The following is a 20,887-nucleotide window of genomic DNA, read 5'->3' as shown; positions in this document are numbered from 1 at the left end:
ATGTGCACCCATCCGGCCTTAGAATGGGGGGATGTCGAAAGTGATCCAGATTCGCGGGCTTTCCGACGAGGCGCACGCGGCGTTGGTCCGTGCCGCGCAGTCGCGTGGGGTGTCATTGACCAGCTATGTGCGCGGTGAGCTAGAGGCGATAGCCCGACGTGCAGATGTCGCGCAGCACAACGCCGAGGTCATCAGGGAAGCGCGGGCTGAGATCGGCACCCGCGTGAGCGTCGACGATATCGTCACGGCGATTCATGAGGGGCGAGGCGAATGAGGGTCATCGATGCGAGTGTCGTCGTCAACGCGCTACTCGGCAGGAATGATCGGATCATGATCGATGCAGACGACTTGGCCGCGCCTCACTTGGTCGACAGCGAGGTTGTGAACGGACTTCGCCAGATGGTCCGTCGCGGAGACTTGCCGTCGGGTGAAGGCGACCGTGCCTTCGAAGCGTTCACCCGGCTCGCGCTGACCCGTTATCCGGTCACCGGAGTGCTGGGCAGGGTGTGGGAACTGCGCCACAACCTCTCGGGCTACGACGCGAGCTTTGTTGCGTTGGCTGAAGCGCTCGACGCGACGCTTCTGACGGGCGACGCGAAGCTCGCCGCGGCTCCGGGGATCCGCTGCCCGGTCGAACTGGTCGCTTAGATCTACGACTGCGACGAACCTGACGAGCCGGCCGGTGGCGGTGGCTTCTGCTTGCCGCGCGGCACCGCCCAGGTGGCGAGGGTCTTGCCGCAGTCGCACTTGTAGATGATCAGCGTCGGGCGCGGGCCGTTGTTGACCTGGAACGAGAGGCTGCCGCCGACGCTCTGCCCGGGCGAGAGCTTGCGGGTGGGCAGGTTGCTGGTCGGGAACTTGTAGGTCGTGCCGCGGGCCAGCGCCGAGAAGTTGAGACGGTTGACCGGAACCTCGCCGCGCGTCGACGTGAAGCGGACGTTGAACCGCAGCGTGCGGCCCACCATGCGGATATTGGTGACGTCGACATAGCCCGAATACTTCGGGTGGTTGATCTGCTTGCCGGGGATCTTGGGGGCGATCGGCGACGGAGCGGGCGGTGCCGAGTGCGCACCCGGCGGCGCGACGAGCGCGGTGAGGCCGAGTGCCAGGGCACCGGTCGCGGTGGCGATGCGCGTCGTGGTTTTCATGGCTTCGACGGTACTCCTTTCCACAATTCTGCTGGGTCCACAACGGAGAGTCCTTCGGCCCTGCGTGCACGCGTTCTTGCCGGTCAGGGGACATAGATTCCGTCGGTGGTCGAGTGAATCCGAGCGCAGCGAGGATTCGTATCGAGACCTGCGGGGGAGGCATACGAGATCACGCTGGTCCCGTCGGGCCTAGTGGACTGACTCGCCGAGGTGGGCTCGGCAGCCGAGCCGAAACTCCACAATTCGGCGAGTTATCGGGTTGCGCTTGCAGCCGCAGGCCAACTGCGAGTAGCGGCGGAAACCCCACCAAGTGTGCGGCCGCGGACCCCAGATCGACCAGCGCTCGAGAGGCGTGAGGTGGAAACACTCGATCGAGCCATCTTCTTCAACCCACGTGATGTTCCCGTTGAGTAGCCGCTGTGCACGATCGCGAGCGCGGGTAGTCCAATTGCGCATGCTTGACGGTAAGTCGCAGGCCTGACAGTAGGCGAACGAGTTTCTTGGCGTAGCTCGACATCTCGTTCCGCAAATCGCTCCCCGATCTAAGCTGACCGGATGTCGTATCCGGTGATGCCGCGCAAGTTGCGCGACGTGGGTGCCCCGCTCGGCGCGATCATCGCGCTCGGCACGATCGCCGCGCTGATCCTGGTCCTCGTCTTCGTGACGAACCCCGTCGGCGGGGGTATCGCCTTCGTGTTGACGAGCATTGCGATGACCGTCGTCGTCGGGTCCTATCTGTGGCTCGACCGCTGGGAGCCGGAGCCGCCGCGCCTGCTGGTGATGGCGTTCCTGTGGGGTGCGTCGGTGGCGCTAATCGTCGCGTTGGTTGTGAGCCTGGTTTTCTTCGACACCGGCAACCAGTGGATCTCCGGTGTCGTCGGCGCCCCGTTCGCCGAGGAGGCAGCCAAGGGTCTGTTCCTGCTCATCATGATGACCGGGGTGCGCCGCAACGAGCTCAACTCGCTCACCGATTGCCTGGTGTTCGCCGGGCTGGTCGGCGCGGGGTTCGGCTGGATCGAGGACATCTTCTATATCGCCGGCGGCGGTGCCGATGCGACGTTGGCGATCGCAATCCTGCGGCTGGCGATGGGCCCGTTCGCGCACTCGCTGTTCTGCAGCTTTCTGGGCATCGGGGTGTATTTCGCGCTGAACCAGCGGACCACTGCCGCGAAGGTCGGCTGCATCCTGCTCGGCTACCTCGGTGCGGTCGGCATGCACGCGCTGTGGAACACGTCCGCGCAGCTCGGCACCGACTGGTACTTCGGCATCTACGTGGTCTGGATGATGCCGGTCTTCGCGACCATGATCGTCGTGGCCGTCCTGAGTCGACGACGGGAGCAGCGCACGGTCGCGGCCAAACTGCCGGGGATGGTCGAGGCGGGGCTGATCTCGCCGAGTGAGGCCGGCTGGCTCGGGTCGATGAAGACGCGCAACCGGGCGACCGCGATCGCCAAGCGCTTCGGCGAACCGGCGCACGGCGCGGTGCGCGAGTTCTCGCGGCAGGTCGTCTCGCTGGCATTCGTGCGCGACCGGATCGACCGCGGCTTCGGCGATCCCCGGACCACGGCCCTGTTCAACGAGGAGACGCAGTGGTTGCGTCAGGCGCGGGTCGACGCTGGCCCGGCGCTTGCCGCGTTGGCCAATATCCCGCCGGCGCCGGGTGGCTACGTCCCGCCGCCCCGGGTTTAGGGCCCGTACATCCAGACGCCCGAGACACACATGATTGCCTTGCCGGCTCGGTTGCGGGCCACGGGGTAGGTGCCACTGCACGCGGTGCCACCCTCGCGGACGATCGGGTCGACCTTGGCGGTCTGGGTCCAGCGGGGTGTCGGGCGACCGGCGGTGATGCATGCGACGGGCTTGCCTGCCGACGTGTAGCGCAGGTCGCCGAGCTCACTCTTGCTGCAGGCGGCGCCTTCGACGGGCGCGGCATGGGCAGCCGGGGCGGCAAGGCTCAGGCCGGCAATCGCGAGGCCGGCGAGGATGGCTGCTTTGGTCTTCATGGGAGGAACGTACCCCGACCCTCGGACATCGGCACCGGGTTCACCGTCGTCGCCATAAGCTGAGCGCGTGGCGACGAAAGTGATGCTCACCGTGTTCGGCGACGACCTTGGGCCGGTCCTCCTCGGGCCGCAGTTGCGGGAGGCGCTGGCGAAGGCGGGAGCGACCGCGCTCCAAGTGAACATCGACGACGAGAGCGTCGCCCCCGCGATGCGCATCCCCGCCGCCGAGCCCGTGACGGCGGTGCTCTCGGTGTGGACCGATGGAGAGCCGCAGGGGATCGTCGACGCGGTGGCCGAGGCGACCGGTGAGCGGCCGAACGCGTACCGGGTGACGGAGAAGGTTCGTCTCGATCCGCGACCGGTCGCCGACGGTGAGCGGGCCGACGTGTTGGCGAACGTCGCGCTGCTGCGACGGCCGTCGGACATGTCGCGGGCGGACTACCTCGACTACTGGATGCAACACCACACGGCGGTGGCGATCCGGACGCAGAACACGTCGGCGTACGTGCAGAACATCGTCGAGGAAGTGCTCACGGATGGGTCGCCGGAGGTCGCGGGCATCGTCGAGGAGCACTTCCCGATGGCCGGCATGACCGACCTGCACGAGTTCTACGGGAGTCGCGGTGACGACGCCGAACTCAAGCGGCGGATCGAGGAGCTGATGGACAGCGTCGGCAAGTTCGGCGCCGGGGACGGGTTGGACCTCGTCCCGAGCAGTCGGTACTTCTGGAACTTGAAGGCGAGCTAGGACGCCCGGCGCGGGTTCCGCGCTACCGTGAGGAGGAATGGTTCGTGCGAAAAGAGTCAGCGAAACCGACTGGTCAAACGCCACTATCGAAGGAGGCGCGTGCGGATGCTTCGGTGGCCAAGGATGCCAGGGACAGGAGCCGCCAGCGGTTTCAGAGCCGTTTACTGGGCCAGCTGATTGCCATCAGCTACACCTTGTTCTTCTCTGCTGCGCTAGTTCCCCTGGTGAAGGAGCCTGGCAGTCAACCGATCGCGCTCTACCTGCCACATAAGTGGTTTCCGAAGACGCACGACGCCCTCGTCGGCGCGGTTCCGCCAGCAGTAGCTGCAACCGTCGTAGCGTCTCTGGTCGCACTTGTGGCCACTTTGTCGGTGGCATTGTCGGTAAGTTCGAGACCCGAGTCGATTGAAGAGCAGGCCTCAACCGACTTCTGGATTCAGTGTGTGGAAGCGGTCCTTTTTATGGCCACAATCGTTTCGGCGGTAGTAGTCGGAACCGGCTGGTTCAGCGTCGACGGACCGACGGACGCTGGCTTGGTCACTATCGCAACTGTCGCCCTTGTCATCACAGTCGTGCTAGTCAGCGCTATCAAGGGGAACAGCTGGCCGGTGAAGGGGCTCGTACGTTTGAATTCAAGCGAGCAGAGGGTGGAGAAGCTGACTGAGTGGGGGCGAACGCTTAGCACTTGGAACATTGGAATCAACCAGGCGACTGATGTAATGCCTTCCGTTTGGCGCGGTGCTGGTTTGCGACTACTGGTCACCGCCGGGGTGTTGGCCCTTTACTACTTGGGAATATCCTGGTGGGACGGGGCAACCTTCACTTTGAAGTTTGCTGTCGGCCTTCTGGGACTCATGGTGTTAACCACTAGTGAGATCGCCCTCTTTGGCTACTTCGCGGTGCAACGTCGGTCTGCCTATCGAACTCGAATGCCACGGTGGCGCCTCCTGGGACGTCCCGCACTTGAGGTTGTAGGAGTCCTAATGCTGCCGATGCTCGTTCTAGTGGCTGAGTGGGGGACGCACAGAAGAGCCGTGATTCTGGCGGTCGGAGTGCCGCTGATCGTTCTGCCGCTGGTGTTTCTTGTAGTACTTCGGTTTGCTCGTCAGTCCAGGCAGAGTGTCGCAGGCAAGCTAACCTTGCCGATATGGGCCAAAGCCGCCAACAACATCGAACGAGAAACTCGCCTGGCGGCTGCTGACCTTATCGAAGCCGAAAATGAGGTAGCCGAGGCGTACCGACAACGGACTCAACGTTAGTTGGCCTGGTTGTTCGCGACTTCGGAGGGGACTATGCCCTTAGGCTGTTTCCCTCGGCACGGCGGAGTCTGTGATGCTCCGCAATGTCCTGACGATCGCGTTGACGTCGGCCTCGGGGAAGACATAGTCAGGCCCCGTCGGTGCGCGATCAGTGTACGGCGATTCGTACAGGCGGCGCGGATCCATCACACCGTTCCTCGTCAGCTCGTCGACGATATGGCTGACGAAACGAATCTGATCGACCGAGAACGTGGTGTTATCTAGGTACTTCTCGAACGCTTCGGTGACTGCTGACCGGTCGAGGCCGACAAGGCCACGAACGAATAGGCCCAGCCCGCCGGCCTTCTCGCGAGCAGCCGCAATGTCGCCTTCTTTTGCTCCCGCGGCGACCAGCAACTCCTCGAGCTCCACAACGTCGGCAGGCGTCAACTGGCGGTTGCGTCGCAGCCGCTGAAGGGCGATGTTGTCCAGATGCTCCTGCAGGTATGCCTCGGCCTTCGAGCGGAACCTTTCGAAATTGGTCCCTGGAGTGGTGCCGGGCAGGTTTACCTCGACAGCCTCGCTGAAGGTGTCCTCGATGTCGGTGTACACAGGGTTCTGCCTGGCCTTCTTGATCAGTCGGACAAGCGAGCGCATTCGCAGCCGTGCCAGCTCAAGCATCGGCAGCGTGACGTCCACCCACCATTCATCGCCAGCCACGGATTCAAGGAGCTCAGATTGCTCAGCGACCATCGGGACCGTGGTTTGTCCGAGCAGCGCGACGGCGGTTTCCTGCACGATCTCACGAAGACGCTCGGCGGCGACGGCATCACCGTGAAGCTGGGCGAGCTGACGACGCAGCATGATCAGATCGAACCGTTTGGCGGCCTCGTCGTCGTCGCGAACCGAGGACGGGAGCCCCGCCAGCTCGAGCGCGGCTGCAGCGTCGTCTTTGGAGAGGTTCTTCCACGCGTCGGCAGAGGCGAACCACTCCACGGCCTTGCGGTGCTTGCGGACGAGGAAGTTGTCGAGGTTCATGCCATCGACCACTTCATGGAGAGACCCAGCGGTCGATCGACGCAGTTCCGGTTCGCTGTCTCCAACAGTGGTCACCAGGTCGAGCCGAGCCTCGAAAAGTCGCTGCGCGAGTGACTTTTGAATCTGCCCCTGCGATCCGGGAAGGTCCTGGCTGAAGTACTCGAGGTTGCCGCAGAAGTCGAAGACCAGGAAGTCCTGTTTGTCTTTACCGGGGCTGAACAGGTCCGGGCACAATCGTGTGCCGCGTCCGATCATCTGCCAGAACTTCGACTTCGACCGCACCTGCTTGAAGAACACGAGGTTGACCACTTCTGGCACGTCGATACCGGTGTCGAGCATGTCGACGCTGATAGCGATGTGAGGTGCCTTGCCGGGTATGGAGAAGTCGTCGATCAATGACTGTGCGTACGGATTTCCGTGCGTGATGACGCGAGCGAAGTCGCCGCGATACTCAGGGTAGGCGAGGTTGAATCGCTGCTCGATGAAGTCGGCATGCCTCTGGCTCTTGGCGAAGATGATCGTCTTGCCGAGGCGGTCGCCGCCGGCAACCTTGTAGCCCTGCTCCATGAGGGTGGCGAGGACTCTGTCGACGGTGTCTTCGTTGAAGAGGACCCGATTGACTTCCTCGGCACCGACTTCATCTGGTGGGTCATCGTCGCCCCAGTCTAGTGTGTCCCAGTCGTCTCGCTGTTCGGGCGTTAGGTCGCGGTACTTGATACCGGACCTCAGAATGGCGGACCCGATGCTGATGCCCTTCGGCCGAACCAGGTAGTCGTCTTCGATCGCTTCCTCAAGGCTATAGGCGTCGGTGGGCACACCGTCCTCGAGATGGAACAGCCGGTAGGTGTTGTGGTCGACCTCGTCCTTGGGTGTCGCGGTGAGCCCGACGAGGATCGAATCGAAGTAGTCGAAGATGGCGCCGTACTTGGCATAGACGGACCGGTGCGCCTCGTCGATGACAATCAGATCGAAATAACCCGGACCGAAGCGACGCAGGTTGCCGTCGGTCTCGTTTATCAGGTTCATCATCGTGGGGTACGTCGAGACGTACACGCGGCCGTCGACGTCTTTCTCCGTCACCAGATTGACGGTGGTGGAGCTCGGTAGGTGTGCTTTGAAGGCATTCGCCGCCTGGTTGACCAGCGCTATGCGGTCGGCCAGGAAAAGAACCCGTTTGGCCCAGTTCGTCTTCTGCAATAGGTCGACGAGGGCGATCGTGGTGCGTGTTTTGCCTGCACCGGTCGCCATCACCAACAGGGCTTCGCGCTGCTTGCGGTCGAAGGCGTCGGCGACGGCCTTCACGGCGCGGACCTGGTAGCTGCGGCCGGCGATGTCGGTGTTCACCTCGGCAGTCGCTAGCGGCGCCTTCGTGCGACGGCGTTGGATCAGCAGCTCGAGCTCGTCCTTTGTGTAGAACCCTTGGACCTCACGCGGTGGATAGCCGCCGGCGTCGTCCCAGATCCGATGCTCGTAGCCGTTGCTGTAGAAGATGACTGGTCGGCGTCCGAACTGCTTCTCCAAGCAGTCGGCATACAGCTTCGCCTGCTGTTGGCCTACCTCCGGGGACTTCGACGTGCGCTTGGCCTCGACCACCGCCAGCGGCAATCCGTCGTCGCCCCACAGGATGTAGTCGACGAATCCCTTGCCGTCGGCGTTCGGCATTCCGCTGACCTCGTACTCGCGGTCGCGGGCCTGGTCGAGCGGCCAGCCGGCCTCGTTGAGGAGGACATCGATGAAGAGGTCCCGGGACTCGGCCTCGGAGTAGTCGCGGTCGTCGGGTTTCGCCTCCGCCTGGGCGGCAGCGATCTGAGCTTTGAGCTCAGCGATCTCGGCGGCGTGGGCAGCTTCGCGTTCCTCAAAGGCCTTGGCGTGCGCTCGATCCTGCTCCTGGAACTTTGCGAAGAGCTGCGCGGCCTCACTTCTAGTGAGTGGTGCTGACTGCGCCGCGAGTTTCGGGTCGAACCGTGCTTGAAGGGGAACCACATCCGGTTTCGCGGAGTGGTGGTACGACGTCCACACGGCGACGTTGAAGAGCTCGCGCAGTACCTGAAGGGAGATGTCGGGGCGAATCTGGCGGTTGTCGTGGACTGCGGTGTTGGCGATGCGCCGGATCGCGGTCATCTTTTGGGTGATGCCGAGGGGGACCTGGCGTTTGAAGGCTGTGTCGTCGATCTTGGCGGCGAGGTCGTTGCGATAGGGCTCGCGGAGGGAGAGGACGTCGTAGAGGTAGTCAACGATCTCTTCGACCACGCGACGCGAGTAGAAGCAGGCTGTTCGCGGGTCAGAGCTGAGGTACGACTCGGCGCGGGAGCAGTCCTCGTAGACAGACGGCAGGGTTTGCCGCACGAAGGCAAAGTTGCTCATTGGCACTAGTCTCGTTCCTGCTCATTGCCAAGCATGTCGTGATTAGCGACGCAGCTGACGATATCGCTCTTCACTCCAGCTCGTGCCCATCTCAGACTCGCGCCATCCTGACGATGCGTTCTGAACCGGCGTCATTCGAAGAAGTCCTCGTCGACTTCAACGATCTGCACGTGGTGCTTTACCTGCACCCCAACTCCGTAACGGATCATCAGCTGGGTGAGGCGATCTCCGTCGATGAGGATCACGCGGGTAGGTATCGAGTCGGCGTATTCGTAGGCGCCTTTCGAGAATCGACTCGATGTGATGAATACGCCTTGATTTGCCTGGCGGCCTGCGAGGGCGCCGACGAAAGCCTGGATGGCCTCCCTGCCAACCGTGTTCTCGGCGGCGTACCGCTTAGCTTGAACGTAGATGCGAGAGAGTCCGAGGGCGTCCTGGTCGATGACGCCGTCGATACCTCCGTCGTTGGACAGCTGGGTGCGTGTGGCCCGGCCATCCGCCCCGCCGTAACCCATCGCCATCATGAGGTCGAGGACCGCCTGTTCGAAGAAGACTGGTTCGCTCGCCCAAATCCGTTGGAGGAGCTGCTTTGAAACGTCCTCGTCGATGCTCGCTTTGCCTTGGGCGATCATCTCCTGGGGGTCGAGGATCGTCGCATCATCGGACACCGGAGGAGGTATCGACGACGACTTGGTTCGCGCGGACGTGTAGGGGCTTTCGTAGCCCGCGAGATCACGCAGGTCACGCTCGGTGATTCCCTCGGGGTTGTCGGCGAGTAGTTTCCTACCAACGTCGGTGATCCGGTAGTACCCGCGCGAGGTCCGTTCGACTGCGTTGGCTCGGGCAAGATAGGAAAGCGCCCAATTGCCTCGATTATGAAACTGTACTTGGCCGGAGGGGATCAGAATCGCGCGCTCGTCATCGGTTACACCCAGGAAGTCAGCGGCCGCGAAGACGATCGAACGCGCCCGATGAATCTCGCCATCCGACAGGACTTGCAGCGATGGAGCCATGTATCGATCCCACGTAGGTGCGGACATCAGAGCTCTCCTCGGAAGGCGCGCGCCTGCAAGGAGGCAAACAGCTGGTTGTCTGTGTCGAGTGCGCGCTTGACGTCGGATCGAAAAGCGTCTACTGCGGATGCGCGGATCTCGAACTCATCCTGCAGATTCCTTGGTGGATACGGGATCTCAAGCGAACGGATGTCATCGAAGTTCAGACCGGCTTTCACTGCTTCGCGATTTCTGCCAGCGATACGACGCTGTCCTTCGGGTGACGAAATGAAAGCCGACAGGTACCTCGGATTGAGGGACGGCGCTCGGAGGATCGCGAGGTGCTGGTTTATGAAGGTAGTTCCGAGGCCGTTGGGTACGACAGCTGCGCGTCCAAGGTCTGCGGTGATGCTTAGCAGAACATCTCTGGGCTGGACGGCAGTTCGACGGGCCTCTGCGCTATCTGGTGCCGACACAAGGGCCATGTCGTCGAGAATTAGCTCGTCGCGTCCCACATTCTGAATCCGCAGAAAATTGTCGCCAATAGGGCTGTAGTACTTAGCCCAACCCCGCGACCCGCTCGTTAGGAATACGAGCTCGTCGCCGAGGGTGGTTACTCGGTTCGACTCGCCGAACATCAGATCGAATATTGACTGAGTCAGCGAATTCAGGTGGGCCACGACCTGGCGGCGCTTGGCGCGGAGTGTGTCGGCGTGGTCCAGGATCGCAGCGATACGTCGCTGTTCAGGGAGTGGGGGCAGCGGGATTTGCGAGCATTTGACGATTCGCTCGGTGACAGCGGGGTAACTGGCACCCGTTGCCTTGCGAACCATGTCGGCAATGAACTGCCCTGAACGTACCCAGTGGTACAGATACTTCCGGTCTAGCCCGTCGGAGGCGCGAAGGACGGCAAACCCGGTAGATGCGGTAGCTCCGTCCAGTTCTTCAGGGACCATTGCGACGGCATTCAGGTTTGGGCGGACAGTCGACACGAGCACGTCACCGGCTGCGACGATCCGGCGAGCACGGCTAGGTGCCGTCCTGCCGACGTGGGATACGGCACCGTCGATCACCTTCGCGGTGTTGTCGACTGCACTGAGATCGATGTATACGAACTCGGTGTCTGGCGCGTTGGACGGGTTCCAGTTGTTGACCGCGTCGACTAAGTCGCCGATTGAGGAGCTTTTCATCTCAGTAGTGCCTTCAACCTGCCGAGGGTTGTTGATATATCGCCATTCAGCAGCTCGATGTCGGCGATGATCTCCAGCGGCGGCCGATGTTCGACTTCGTTGTACTCGATCTCCCTGTAGCGGCTCAGGGAGAGGTCGTAGTCCTGAGCGGCGATGTCTGCCTTGGGTACGAGGAACGACTTGTCGGTTCGTGCACGGCTCGCCTCGACAGGCTCGCCGGCGGATAGAGACTGCCAGCGGGCGAGGACATCTGGGAGGTCGTTGGCGTCGACCGGCTTGCGCTTGTCATCCAGGGAGAAACCGTCGGCTTGAACGTCGTAGAACCAAACGTTGTCCGTGCCGCCGGAGTTGGTCTTGGTGAACACGAGGATCGCGGTCGAGACGCCGGCGTACGGCTTGAACACACCGCTTGGCAACTTCACCACGGCGTCGAGCTTCTGGTCCTCAACGAGGATCCTGCGCAGCTCCATGTGAGCTTTCGATGATCCAAAGAGGACTCCATCGGGCACGATCACAGCGGCCCTGCCACCGGTTTTGAGCAACTTCAGGAAAAGAGCTAAGAAGAGCAGTTCGGTCTTCTTGGTCTTGACTACTCGCTGGAGGTCTTTGCTAGTGGACTCGTAGTCGAGTGAGCCGGCGAACGGTGGGTTGGCGAGGACCAGCGTGTACTTCTCGGAGTCCTCGCTCGCTCCTTCTGAGAGGGAGTCGCGGTAGCGGATGTCCGGGGCCTCCACGCCGTGCAAGAGCATGTTCATTGAACCGATGCGGAGCATCGTCGAGTCGAAGTCGTATCCGTGAAACATCGACCGGTGGAAGTGGTCGCGCTGCTTCGCGTCGAGCAGGGCGTCGGGATGGGTCTCACGGATGTACTCGCTGGCAGCGACGAGGAAGCCTGCGGTGCCTGCGGCGGGGTCGCAGATCTCGTCGTCGGGCTTTGGGGCGGTCATCTTGACCATTAGGTCGATGATGTGGCGAGGTGTCCGGAATTGGCCGTTCTTTCCAGCAGAGGCGATTTGGGCGAGCAAGTACTCGTAGAGGTCGCCGTTGGTGTCGCGGTCGGCCATCGGGATGTCGTCGAGCATGTCGACGACCTTGCTCAGGAGCGCTGGAGTCGGGATGGTGAAGCGGGCGTCCTTCATGTGCTCGCTGTAGGTGGTCCCATCGCCGAGCGACCGCAGGAACGGGAACACCTCATCACCGACGGTCTTGAACATCACATCGGGGGCGTCATTCTTGAACTCGCTCCACCGAAGATGCTCCTGGTCCGGAGAGAACACGGGGTTCTCGACCTCCTGGCCGGTGGTGCGTGCCTTCTTCTCGGCGAGGGTCTGGATGTCGTCGAGGCGGCGGATGAAGAGCAGGAAGGTGATCTGCTCGATCACCTCCAGCGGGTTGCTTATGCCGCCTGACCAGAAGGCGTCCCAGACTCGGCCGATCTTGCTCTTCAGTTCACCGGTGATCACGAGCTTCACTCTAGTGAGGGTCGTACCACGACGAACGGCATTGACACCCCAGGCTTCGGCTGATCCACGCGGTGTCAGGGTGGGTCCGTAACCTGTAGTGAGTCACCTCACAGCCTGGTGTAAGGAGAACGATGGAAGTCGGGTATCGCGCGGTGCTGCGCCTTGATGACGCGGACAATGCAGTCGCTGTGGCTGAGTCCCAGCTGAGTTCGTGGCTGCGCGGTAAACGACGAAAGGGCGTTGAAAGAACGGACTGGGCCGGGCCAGGTGAGCACCAACTAGGACCTGACGCGTCGCTCACTGTTGTTCATGGTGAGGTGGGGAAGGACCGGAGCCGGCGCCGCTTGTACCGATTTCGTGAGGTCAATTCGAGCGGCACTTTCGTGGTCTCGGTCTTCGCGTTCGATGTTCCAGATGCGCGGCACGCAGCTCAGACTCTAGTCGTTGATGTTTCAACCGACGCGCCGGACGCGAGGAAAGCTGTTAGCAAGGTTGCGCCACCGGCTCTTGCTCGTCAGATTCTTGAGACCTACCAGGCTCATGATGGTGCCACCACTCTGACCGGATCGCCGCAGGTCGTTCGAGGGTCAGACGTGTCGGAAGTGATTGCCGCGATTTGTGATTCCGAACGGACCGCTTCGGTCATTATCGCTCCGAGTCCGGGTGGAAACGAGCTCGAATCACAGTGGCGAGATGTGGTTCGAAGCCTGACCCGGGAAAGTGTCGGAGTGGCCGCCGTGTACCTCTTGGACGCCACTGCCACGGACGCATTGGTGCGAGCCCTTCCTTCGTCGCACACGGTCTCCGCTGGCGTCATCCGGACCTTCTCGCCGCGAGTCGAGCTCGACATCCCGGAAGACCGACTCAGGCACCGGATGTTATTCCCGGACACGCTGGCGAGGGCCTTGTCGCCCTCGAACAAGGTCGCGCCTGGCCTTGCTCGACGCCATGCGGAGTCGACACGGTTGCGGTTCATAGAGCGTGAACTCCCACGTGACGTCCGTCGTGGAATCGACCTCCTCCGGAAGGCGGAAGCCGCCCAGCAACGCTCGCAGGCTGTCAGCCAGCGAGTTGGGGCAAAGCCGTCAACGCCAGAGGAATTGCCAGGCGGTGCCCGCGGTGTCGTACGGCTGCAGGCCCGATTGGCCGCGCTGGTCAAGCGATGGGTTGCGTCTGATGCACCGCTCGACGAGAAGGCGATCATCGACCTCGGAACCACGCTTGAGGTTAAGGCGACGGAGGTGGCGCTTCTTGAGGAGCAGCTCGATAGCGTCGCTGATGAGAACTCCCAGCTCAGGGAGGAGCTCGAAGCCGCTCGATCCCAATTCGAGGAGCTACTCCTTGCGGCGACGATTGCAGAAGACGAACAGCGGAAGGCTGAGCGCCACTCAACCCGATTGACCCAACAACTAGCGGAGATCGGTAGGCTCGACCAGCTCTACGTCGAGCCTGATGGCGAGGTCTGGGAGCCACCAGACGGAATCTACGAGCTTCTCGACCGGATTACTCCTGGCTCGAAGACCCACCGGGCTTTCGACCGCGTGGTTTTTACCGGCGACGAAGATCTAGCGCTCGAAATTGAGAAGCGTGGCCAAGGAATGCGCTACGCACACGCGTTCTGGGACTACGTCCATGTTCTTTATGACTACGCGGAGGGAAAGTCGGACGGTGTGGTTAAGTGTGGCGTCCATTCTTACCTAACTTCGGATCACCTACCCGGCCACAAGTGTTCTCCTGAGCGTCACGCATCGACCGAGAGTGAAACTACGCTCAACAGGTGGGGGAAGGAGCGCGTTTTCACTGTGCCGAAGACTGTGGACAAGTCTGGGAAGATTTTGATGGATGCGCACTTTCGTCCGACCCACATGGACACATTCGCGCCTCGCATGCACTATCACGACGACGTGCATGGGACTGGCAAGATCTACATCGGCTATATCGGGCGCCACCTGCGGAATACGAAGTCTTAAGTTCAGTCACAACTTCAACTGTGCCCACTTGTGGATGGGTAGAGGCCGTCCAGAGCGTGCGGATTCCAACTGGGTTCGCGTGCGAGCGTCACCGCCGAGCTTCAGGAAGGTTGGGCATCGCGGGGAAGCTCGCACCACCGCCAGCTCTCGTCGCGATTCCAGGCAAGAACAACCCAACCACCGCCGTTTAGCCATATGTGCGTCGCGCAGAAGTCGGCAGGCGGGGTGTAAGTCGGAAGTAGGTCACGTCCACGCAGTAACGCATCTACGAGTCCAAACTCAGTGCCGTACAAGTCGACTCCGACAGCAATGTGTCGTTCCGACACGTCTGGGTGGAGTCGGAGCTTCGCCAACTTCCCTTCGAGCCGGGGGTCGTTGAGCAGTGCTGCGACCTGATCGTCCAGAACATCTTGGTTAACGGTGACCATTCCACTGACCCCAGGCAAGCGGATAAAAACCTGTCCTTGACCAACCCACTCGGCGGTGCGAAGGTGCTTCGTGTTGGAGGCCACCCACTGGACGTCATCGGTCCACTCGGATGGCGTCAGCGCACCGAGGCGGTCCACCCCGACCTGATCGCAAAGGCGAATCACGCCTGGAAGATATTCGAGTAGATCGCTGCGCCGGGTATGGAGCCCGACCTCCAGGGACCAACCCCGGGGCGATGGCACTGCGATCCGGTGAGATTCTCCGAGGACCGAATACCATGCGGCCGCATCGCTGTTCCGTATTGAGGTGACCTCGACTGCGCCGTTGCCGTTGGGGGAGGTGAATACGTAGTCGACCGCGTTCTGTCGTCCATTGGTGTCCCACAGCTCAAGTTCGACTTCGTGAACGCATTCGATCGCAAATCGCATGAAGCGTTCAGTCGAGTTCTCCGCAGGTGCCACGATCCTAAGGGCACTGCTCACTCAGCTTCACGGCCCCAAAACTGATGGTGGGGCCCATGACGCGGACCTGGGTGCCGGGCGGCACGGATTGCGTGCACACCTTCCAGTTCCGGTCCATGACCTGCTGCCGGCCGGCGCCCGTCGCATCCGTCGAAGAGGTGAAGTAGCCCGGGTTGCCGGTGATCCGCTGCATCTCGTCCTGCGCGGCCTGCAGTCCCATGCCGACCACGTTCGGCATGACGAAGAAGCCCTCCTGCGCCTGACCCGGCTTCGGAACGCTCGACTCCGCCGGCGTCGGACGCGGCGTTGCGGTCGGCTTAGGAGTCTCCGTCGGAGCAGCCTGCTCCACCGTCTCGGTGCTGACGACGGTCACCGTCGCCGGCGCGTCGTTCTTCGCGCCGCCGCACCCGGTCAGGGTCAGCAGGCCGATGCCGACAGCAGCGATGGCCGCGCAGGCCTTGGTCGTGGTGTTGATCCGCATTGGTGGATCGTAGCCCGACGCTACCCTCGGTGTTATGACTTGGACTCCCACCGAACCCGGTGCCCCCAGCCCGCTGCCCACGCTGCCAAACCTCCGCGACCTCGGCGGCTGGACAGGCGACGGCGGCCGGCCCGTCCAGTACGGCCGGGTGTTCCGCTCCACCGATTTCCGCGCGGTCAAAGACCCGTCGACCGTGCTCGCCGAGGTGCCGCTCAAGATGGTCTACGACCTGCGCACCACCAACGAGATCACGCAGACGCCGGACCCGAAGATGACCGGCGTCGACGACCTGCACCTCGACGTGCTCGCCGACCTGATGGGCTCCAGCGGCGACGCGACCGCGTCGGCGATGCCGGCGGAGATGAACGCCGCGCTTGCCGACCCCGAGAAATTGCACGAGCTGCGCGACCAGATGAAGAGCATCGACGTCGTCGGCAAGATGTCCGAGAGCTATCGGTCGATGGTGTCGTCGGGCAGCGGCAAGAAGGCCTACCGCCGCTTCTACGAGGGCCTACTCCACCAGGACCAGCAGCCCGCCCTGTTCCACTGCACCACCGGCAAGGACCGCACCGGCTGGGCGGCCGCGTCGTTCTTGTCGCTCATGGGCGTCGACCGCGACGACGTCTACAAGGACTACCTGCTCACCAACGACCGGCTGCTGCCCGCGCTCAAGGGCGTCACCGACAAGTGGGTGGCGGCCGGCGGAACCCCCGACGAGGTCGTGCCGTTCTTGGGCGTCGAGAAGGCCTACCTCGACGCTGCCTTCGACGAGCTGGAGAAGAACTTCGGCGACGTCGCCGGGTACTTCACGAGCGGTCTTGGCCTGAGTGTCGACCAGCAGGGCGCCCTGCGGGACAAGTTCCTCGCCGGCTGAACTGACGCCGACGCCAGGCACTGAGCGCGTAGCATCAGGACACCTGGCGAACCCTGACCCAAGGAGTCGATATGCGCCCATTCACCCGCATCGTCGCCGCAGGTGCGCTCAGCGCAGCCACGGTTGTCGGCACCACTTCGCTCGCGCCCGACGCAGACGCGCGAGTCTCCGAGGGCCGCTACCGCGCCGTCACCAGCGTGTTCGGGATGACCTTTCGGACGTACGTCGCCGTGAACGGCCACACGCTCTACGACTTCGGGCCGTTGGGGGCGCAACGCTCCCGCATCGTGTCGACGCGCACCGGCGGCTTCTACGACGCCTACGGCCAACGCCGGGTCCTGAATCGACGTCCGGGCGGCGGCTTCAGCGGCCCGGTCTTCGTGGGTCCCGTCGTCGTCGGCCACTCTGAGCTTCGTCCCACTTCGCACTGACGGTCTGAGCAGCAGTTTCCACAGGTCTGCGGCTTCCACAAGCGGACTTCCTCCGAGTCCTGAGGTCGGCTCGGGGCTGGTCGGCGCCGCCTACGTTCCATGGTTATGGGGGACCAGGAGGCTTACAGTGGCAACCATGATGACCGAGGTGCTGGGCTTGCCGCGCGGGCGAGCGCTGACCCGCGACGACCTCGACTCGATGCCCGATGACGGGCACCGGTACGAGTTGCTCGACGGGGTGCTCGTCGTGAGCCCGTCGCCGCGCTGGGTTCACCAGCGTGTGAGCGTCAACCTGGTGACCCGGCTGTTTGCGGCGTGTCCCGATGATCTGGAGATTCTGCACGCGCCGTTCGACGTCGTCCTCGCCGAGGACACGGTCCTGCAACCCGATGTACTCGTCGTCAGGAGATCCGCGTTCAACGAGCGCGCGTTGCAGGGACCCCCGGAGTTGGCGGTCGAGGTGCTGTCACCGTCGACGCGAGGTGTGGACCTGTTCTTGAAGAAGGACCGTCTGCGGCGGGCGGAGTGCGCTCACTACTGGGTCGTCGACCCCGACGAGCCGTCGATCACGGCGTGGACGCTGCGCGACGGGGAGTATCACGTCGCCGGTACCGCGAAGGCCGATGAGGAATTGGATGTCACGCAGCCGTTCGAGTTCTCAGTCGCGCCGGCTGTGCTTCTGGGCTGAGTTCTGCACAAGTTTGGCGCGTCCACACTTGGGTGTGGAGGTGGACTCCGCCACCGCTTTCCGATTGGTTGAGCGGCCTAGATTCCGTGGCTATGGGGATTGAGGAGGCATACGATGACAACCATGACGACCGAGGTGTTGGGGCTGCCGCGAGGGCGAGCGCTGACCCGCGACGACCTCGACTCGATGCCCGATGACGGGCACCGCTACGAGTTGCTCGACGGGGTGCTCGTCGTGACTCCGGCGCCGCGGATCGCGCATCAAGACGTAGTCGGGAATCTGTTCCTGCTTCTGCGTGCCGCTTGCCCGAAGGGGCTGAAGGTTCTGTTCGCGCCCGTCGACGTCGTCCTGGCGGAGGACACGGTGGTTCAGCCAGACCTGTTGGTGGCTCGACGCGACGCGTTCACTGAGCGGGAGCTGCCGGGTGCGCCGGTGCTGGCGATCGAGGTGCTCTCGCCGTCGACGCGAAACGTCGACCTCATGCTGAAGAAGGAACGGCTGCAGCGGGCGGAGTGCGCTCACTACTGGGTCGTCGACCCCGACGAGCCGTCGATCACGGCGTGGACGCTGCGCGACGGGGAGTATCACGTCGCCGGTACGGCGACGGGCGACGAGGAGTTGACGCTCACGGAGCCCTTCGACATCACGCTCGTGGCTTCGGCGCTGTTGGAATAGCTAGATGCTCTAGCCCCGCGCCATATCCACGAACCGGCTGAGGTGGAGCTGGTGGGCGACGGTGATGGTGGCGGTGGGGCCGTTGCGGTGCTTGCCCACGATGATGTCGGCCTCGCCGGCGCGCGGATCGTCGCGCTCGATGGCGTCGGGCCGGTGCAACAGGATGACCATGTCGGCGTCCTGCTCCAGCGAGCCCGACTCACGCAGATCGGCGACCTGCGGTCGCTTGTCCGTCCGCTGCTCGGGACCGCGGTTCAACTGCGAGATCGCGATGACCGGAACCTCGAGCTCCTTGGCCAACAGCTTCAGCGACCGCGAGAACTCCGACACCTCTTGCTGGCGCGACTCGACCTTCTTGCCCGACGTCATCAGCTGCATGTAGTCGACGACGATCATCTTCAGGCCGTGGCGCTGCTTGAGCCGTCGCGCCTTGGCGCGGATCTCCATCATCGTCAGGTTCGGCGAATCGTCGATGAACAGCGGGGCCTCGGCGATCTCGCCCATCCGCCGCGCCATGCGCGTCCAGTCGTCGTCGCTCATCGACCCCGACCGCATGTCGGCCAGCTTCACCTTCGACTCGGCCGAGAGCAGTCGCATGACGATCTCGGACTTGCTCATCTCCAGCGAGAACATGGCACTGGTCAGCCCGTGCTGGATCGAGCACGACCGCAGGAAGTCCATCGCCAGCGTCGAGTTGTGCGTCGGAACCATCGCCTCGCCGGCCAGGTACAGCTGCGCCGGGTTGTCGACCTGCACGCAGCGCACCGGCACGCTCGGCACCGGCGTGATCGCGACGATCTGCCGCGTCCGCGACGGGCGCCGCACCTCTTTGTGCTTGACCGCCTTGTGGTGGACGGTGAACACGTCGTCGTCGGCGTCGACGCTGAGCCATCCCGACGCCAGCCGTCGGTACGAGTACCCCAAACCGGCCACCAGATCGGCGACCACGAAAGTCATGTGCCGCGTCGCGGCGGCGACGGTGATCCGGCCGTCGTCCTCGACGATGGCGCGCGCGTCGAGGATGCCGGCCAACAGCGCGCGACGCTGCGCGATCGACCCGCGCAGGTACTCCAGGGGCACCTGCCCGCCCAGGTCGGCCATCAGCGTCATCACGTCGACTTCGCCCTCGGCGTCGATGCGCATCGAGATCTCGGGGTCGTCGAAGGCCATGCCGGCCAGCGCGCCCACCGTGTACGGCCCGTACGCGAACCGACGCTTCGGCAGCTCCAGCGGCGCGCCGTTGCGCACCGCGGCGACGCCGGCGTGCGGGCGCAGCTGTTCGGTGGTCGCGATGACCGTGTGCTCGCCGATCTCGGCCTGCCACTGGTGCTCGGCGTCGGCGACGAGGACCGCGCCGTCGTTGAACCGCACCGCGTAGCACGGCCGCTCGGTCATCACCTCGGTGCTGGCGACGACTCGCGTCGGACGACCGTCGGCGTCGAGGAGCTCATCGCCGACGGCGACATTGCCCATCGTCGTCCAACCGCGCGGCGTCGGCAGCGGGGTGTCGAGCGCGAGCGCCTTGCCGACACCGGGGCGCGCCGCGACGATGATCATCTGTCCGGGGTGCAGGCCGTTGGTCAGCTTGTCCAGGTCGGCAAAGCCGGTGGGCACGCCCAGCGAGATGCCGCCCCGCGACGCGATCGAGTCCAGTTCGTCCATCGTCGGCTGGAGCAACTGCTCCAAGGGCACGTAGTCCTCGGAGGTGTTGCGCTCGGTGACGTCGTACACCTCGGCCTGCGCCCGGTCGACGACCTCGGCCACGTCCTGCGCGCCCTCGCCGCCGGCGTACCCGAACTGCACGATGCGCGTACCGGCCTCGACGAGCCGTCGCAGAATCGCTTTCTCGCCGACGATCTCCGCGTAGTACCCGGCGTTGGCCGCCGTCGGCACCGTCTGGATCAGCGTGTGCAGATACGGCGCCCCGCCGACGCGCTTGAGGTCGCCGCGGCGCTCGAGCTCGGCGGCGACGGTGACGGCGTCGGCCGGCTCGCCCTTGCCGTACAGCTCGAGGATGGCGTCGTAGATGGCTTGGTGCGACGGGAGGTAGAAGTCGCCCGGCCGGATCTTCTCCAGGACGTCGGCAATGGCGTCCTTGGAAAGCATCATGCCGCCGAGAACCGACTGCTCTGCTGCCTGATCCTGCGGGGGCTGGCGGCCGAACTCTTCGCTCGGCAGATCCTCGGGGACCGGATCGTGACCATGGTCTTCGGTCACAGACATCTACCCACCCCCTCTCGGAACTCCTGGCAAGCCCCAGTCGCTGGGCCGCGGCGGCCCGCCTACGTCTTTGATACGCCGGACCCCTGACAACGGCGGGGGAGGTTCCCGGGCGGTGACCCGGTGCCGTCCCACCGCCGCGTCGTCTTGGGGGATGCGGCGATCCAACGAGGGAAGATTATTTCCCGCCGCAACTTGGCTCAAACGGCGTTGTGGAAAGGGGTGTGGACAAGCTGTGGACAGCCCCGCGTTGTGCGAGAACGGTTGTGGACAGCGTCGGGGAAAACTAATGAGTAAGTTCACTATTTTCGACGTTTCGCCAGGTCAGCGGGGGTAAGCCTTATCCACACTCGGGGAGTTTAGGATTTGTCGGCGTGTCGCGGAAAACGCGCCGGAGCAACCCTCAAGCAAACCCTGAACCCTGAACGGGAGACCGCAAAGTGAACGGGGTCACAACGCCCGGTAACCTGGCAA

General features: G+C 63.5%; 19 protein-coding genes. 10 read left to right on the top strand and 9 right to left on the bottom strand.

Features of this window, described 5'->3' with window-relative positions:
- Window positions 1-31: 31 nt before the first annotated feature.
- Together QM728_RS13990 and QM728_RS13985 are read left to right on the top strand one after the other, a co-directional pair.
- Window positions 32-274, top strand: coding sequence for a hypothetical protein (locus QM728_RS13990; RefSeq protein WP_415032611.1), 243 nt, complete (start codon window positions 32-34; stop codon window positions 272-274).
- Window positions 271-648, top strand: a complete 378-nt coding sequence (locus QM728_RS13985) for a type II toxin-antitoxin system VapC family toxin (protein WP_415032610.1) — start codon at window positions 271-273, stop codon at window positions 646-648. Before QM728_RS13990 ends, QM728_RS13985 begins: the two co-directional genes overlap by 4 nt.
- A gap of 2 nt (window positions 649-650) precedes the next feature.
- Here QM728_RS13985 and QM728_RS13980 read toward each other — a convergent pair whose 3' ends face one another.
- Window positions 651-1,148: a hypothetical protein gene (locus tag QM728_RS13980; protein WP_415032609.1), complete on the bottom strand. Its 498-nt coding sequence runs from the start codon at window positions 1,146-1,148 to the stop codon at window positions 651-653.
- A 555-nt stretch (window positions 1,149-1,703) separates the two neighbouring features.
- Here QM728_RS13980 and QM728_RS13975 point away from each other — a divergent pair.
- Window positions 1,704-2,837, top strand: a complete 1,134-nt coding sequence (locus QM728_RS13975; RefSeq protein WP_415032608.1) for a PrsW family intramembrane metalloprotease — start codon at window positions 1,704-1,706, stop codon at window positions 2,835-2,837.
- On the opposite strand, the gene QM728_RS13970 is transcribed toward QM728_RS13975, so the two are convergent.
- Entirely contained in the window at window positions 2,834-3,151 is a 318-nt protein-coding gene (locus QM728_RS13970; protein WP_415032607.1) for a hypothetical protein, read from the bottom strand. The two genes, QM728_RS13975 and QM728_RS13970, sit on opposite strands and share 4 nt — an antisense overlap.
- Before the next feature lie 67 nt (window positions 3,152-3,218).
- Here QM728_RS13970 and QM728_RS13965 point away from each other — a divergent pair, with 67 nt between their 5' ends.
- Together QM728_RS13965 and QM728_RS13960 are read left to right on the top strand one after the other, a co-directional pair.
- Window positions 3,219-3,899 carry a hypothetical protein gene (locus QM728_RS13965; protein ID WP_415032606.1) on the top strand — a complete coding sequence of 227 codons (681 nt, stop codon included), beginning with the start codon at window positions 3,219-3,221 and terminating at the stop codon, window positions 3,897-3,899.
- 113 nt (window positions 3,900-4,012) lie between these two features.
- Window positions 4,013-5,158, top strand: a complete 1,146-nt coding sequence (locus QM728_RS13960) for a hypothetical protein (RefSeq protein WP_415032605.1) — start codon at window positions 4,013-4,015, stop codon at window positions 5,156-5,158.
- A gap of 39 nt (window positions 5,159-5,197) precedes the next feature.
- Here QM728_RS13960 and QM728_RS13955 read toward each other — a convergent pair whose 3' ends face one another.
- From QM728_RS13955 to QM728_RS13940, 4 genes are all read right to left on the bottom strand, one after another.
- Complete coding sequence (locus QM728_RS13955; RefSeq protein ID WP_415032604.1) at window positions 5,198-8,539, bottom strand: DEAD/DEAH box helicase family protein; 3,342 nt, start codon at window positions 8,537-8,539, stop codon at window positions 5,198-5,200.
- Between the two features lie 131 nt (window positions 8,540-8,670).
- Window positions 8,671-9,552: a restriction endonuclease gene (locus QM728_RS13950; RefSeq protein ID WP_415032603.1), complete on the bottom strand. Its 882-nt coding sequence runs from the start codon at window positions 9,550-9,552 to the stop codon at window positions 8,671-8,673.
- 26 nt (window positions 9,553-9,578) lie between these two features.
- The gene (locus QM728_RS13945) at window positions 9,579-10,721 is read right to left on the bottom strand and encodes a restriction endonuclease subunit S (RefSeq protein WP_415032602.1); all 1,143 of its coding nucleotides are present in this window, start codon (window positions 10,719-10,721) and stop codon (window positions 9,579-9,581) included.
- A complete protein-coding gene (locus tag QM728_RS13940) occupies window positions 10,718-12,184 on the bottom strand; it encodes a type I restriction-modification system subunit M (protein ID WP_415032906.1) in 1,467 nt (488 codons plus the stop codon). Before QM728_RS13940 ends, QM728_RS13945 begins: the two co-directional genes overlap by 4 nt.
- A 728-nt stretch (window positions 12,185-12,912) precedes the next feature.
- Between QM728_RS13940 and QM728_RS13935 the strand changes: the two genes are divergently transcribed.
- Window positions 12,913-14,154 (top strand): hypothetical protein, encoded by a 1,242-nt coding sequence (locus QM728_RS13935; protein ID WP_415032601.1) that lies wholly within the window; start codon window positions 12,913-12,915, stop codon window positions 14,152-14,154.
- A gap of 101 nt (window positions 14,155-14,255) precedes the next feature.
- Here the strand turns inward: QM728_RS13935 and QM728_RS13930 are convergent, their stop codons facing one another.
- A complete protein-coding gene (locus QM728_RS13930; protein WP_415032600.1) occupies window positions 14,256-15,044 on the bottom strand; it encodes a hypothetical protein in 789 nt (262 codons plus the stop codon).
- 4 nt (window positions 15,045-15,048) lie between these two features.
- Window positions 15,049-15,525, bottom strand: a complete 477-nt coding sequence (locus tag QM728_RS13925) for a PASTA domain-containing protein (RefSeq protein WP_415032599.1) — start codon at window positions 15,523-15,525, stop codon at window positions 15,049-15,051.
- Window positions 15,526-15,559: 34 nt separating this feature from the next.
- Between QM728_RS13925 and QM728_RS13920 the strand changes: the two genes are divergently transcribed.
- From QM728_RS13920 to QM728_RS13905, 4 genes are all read left to right on the top strand, one after another.
- On the top strand, window positions 15,560-16,399 hold the full coding sequence (locus QM728_RS13920) for a tyrosine-protein phosphatase (RefSeq protein ID WP_415032598.1): 840 nt from the start codon (window positions 15,560-15,562) through the stop codon (window positions 16,397-16,399).
- Window positions 16,400-16,470: 71 nt separating this feature from the next.
- A complete protein-coding gene (locus QM728_RS13915) occupies window positions 16,471-16,830 on the top strand; it encodes a hypothetical protein (protein ID WP_415032597.1) in 360 nt (119 codons plus the stop codon).
- A gap of 136 nt (window positions 16,831-16,966) precedes the next feature.
- The gene (locus tag QM728_RS13910) at window positions 16,967-17,518 is read left to right on the top strand and encodes a Uma2 family endonuclease (RefSeq protein WP_415032905.1); all 552 of its coding nucleotides are present in this window, start codon (window positions 16,967-16,969) and stop codon (window positions 17,516-17,518) included.
- Window positions 17,519-17,632: 114 nt separating this feature from the next.
- Window positions 17,633-18,193 carry a Uma2 family endonuclease gene (locus QM728_RS13905; protein WP_415032596.1) on the top strand — a complete coding sequence of 187 codons (561 nt, stop codon included), beginning with the start codon at window positions 17,633-17,635 and terminating at the stop codon, window positions 18,191-18,193.
- Window positions 18,194-18,202: 9 nt separating this feature from the next.
- On the opposite strand, the gene dnaB is transcribed toward QM728_RS13905, so the two are convergent.
- Entirely contained in the window at window positions 18,203-20,416 is a 2,214-nt protein-coding gene (dnaB, locus tag QM728_RS13900; RefSeq protein WP_415032595.1) for a replicative DNA helicase, read from the bottom strand.
- Window positions 20,417-20,887 lie beyond the last annotated feature (471 nt).

Source organism: Gordonia sp. (in: high G+C Gram-positive bacteria), from assembly GCF_047602025.1.
Lineage (GTDB): Bacteria > Actinomycetota > Actinomycetes > Mycobacteriales > Mycobacteriaceae > Gordonia.
Note: the sequence above shows the minus strand (reverse complement) of the source record. Positions and strands in the feature narration are given on the sequence as shown.

Excerpts from the sequence above, each read along its gene's own strand:
- QM728_RS13990 (WP_415032611.1), top strand. The coding sequence starts at position 32 with ATGTCGAAAGTGATCCAGATTCGCGGGCTTTCCGACGAGGCGCACGCG.
- QM728_RS13985 (WP_415032610.1), top strand. The coding sequence starts at position 271 with ATGAGGGTCATCGATGCGAGTGTCGTCGTCAACGCGCTACTCGGCAGG.
- dnaB (WP_415032595.1), bottom strand. The coding sequence starts at position 20,416 with ATGTCTGTGACCGAAGACCATGGTCACGATCCGGTCCCCGAGGATCTG.
- QM728_RS13975 (WP_415032608.1), top strand. The coding sequence starts at position 1,704 with ATGTCGTATCCGGTGATGCCGCGCAAGTTGCGCGACGTGGGTGCCCCG.
- QM728_RS13945 (WP_415032602.1), bottom strand. The coding sequence starts at position 10,721 with ATGAAAAGCTCCTCAATCGGCGACTTAGTCGACGCGGTCAACAACTGG.
- QM728_RS13925 (WP_415032599.1), bottom strand. The coding sequence starts at position 15,525 with ATGCGGATCAACACCACGACCAAGGCCTGCGCGGCCATCGCTGCTGTC.
- QM728_RS13910 (WP_415032905.1), top strand. The coding sequence starts at position 16,967 with ATGATGACCGAGGTGCTGGGCTTGCCGCGCGGGCGAGCGCTGACCCGC.
- QM728_RS13920 (WP_415032598.1), top strand. The coding sequence starts at position 15,560 with ATGACTTGGACTCCCACCGAACCCGGTGCCCCCAGCCCGCTGCCCACG.
- QM728_RS13970 (WP_415032607.1), bottom strand. The coding sequence starts at position 3,151 with ATGAAGACCAAAGCAGCCATCCTCGCCGGCCTCGCGATTGCCGGCCTG.
- QM728_RS13980 (WP_415032609.1), bottom strand. The coding sequence starts at position 1,148 with ATGAAAACCACGACGCGCATCGCCACCGCGACCGGTGCCCTGGCACTC.
- QM728_RS13955 (WP_415032604.1), bottom strand. The coding sequence starts at position 8,539 with ATGAGCAACTTTGCCTTCGTGCGGCAAACCCTGCCGTCTGTCTACGAG.
- QM728_RS13915 (WP_415032597.1), top strand. The coding sequence starts at position 16,471 with ATGCGCCCATTCACCCGCATCGTCGCCGCAGGTGCGCTCAGCGCAGCC.
- QM728_RS13905 (WP_415032596.1), top strand. The coding sequence starts at position 17,633 with ATGACAACCATGACGACCGAGGTGTTGGGGCTGCCGCGAGGGCGAGCG.
- QM728_RS13950 (WP_415032603.1), bottom strand. The coding sequence starts at position 9,552 with ATGGCTCCATCGCTGCAAGTCCTGTCGGATGGCGAGATTCATCGGGCG.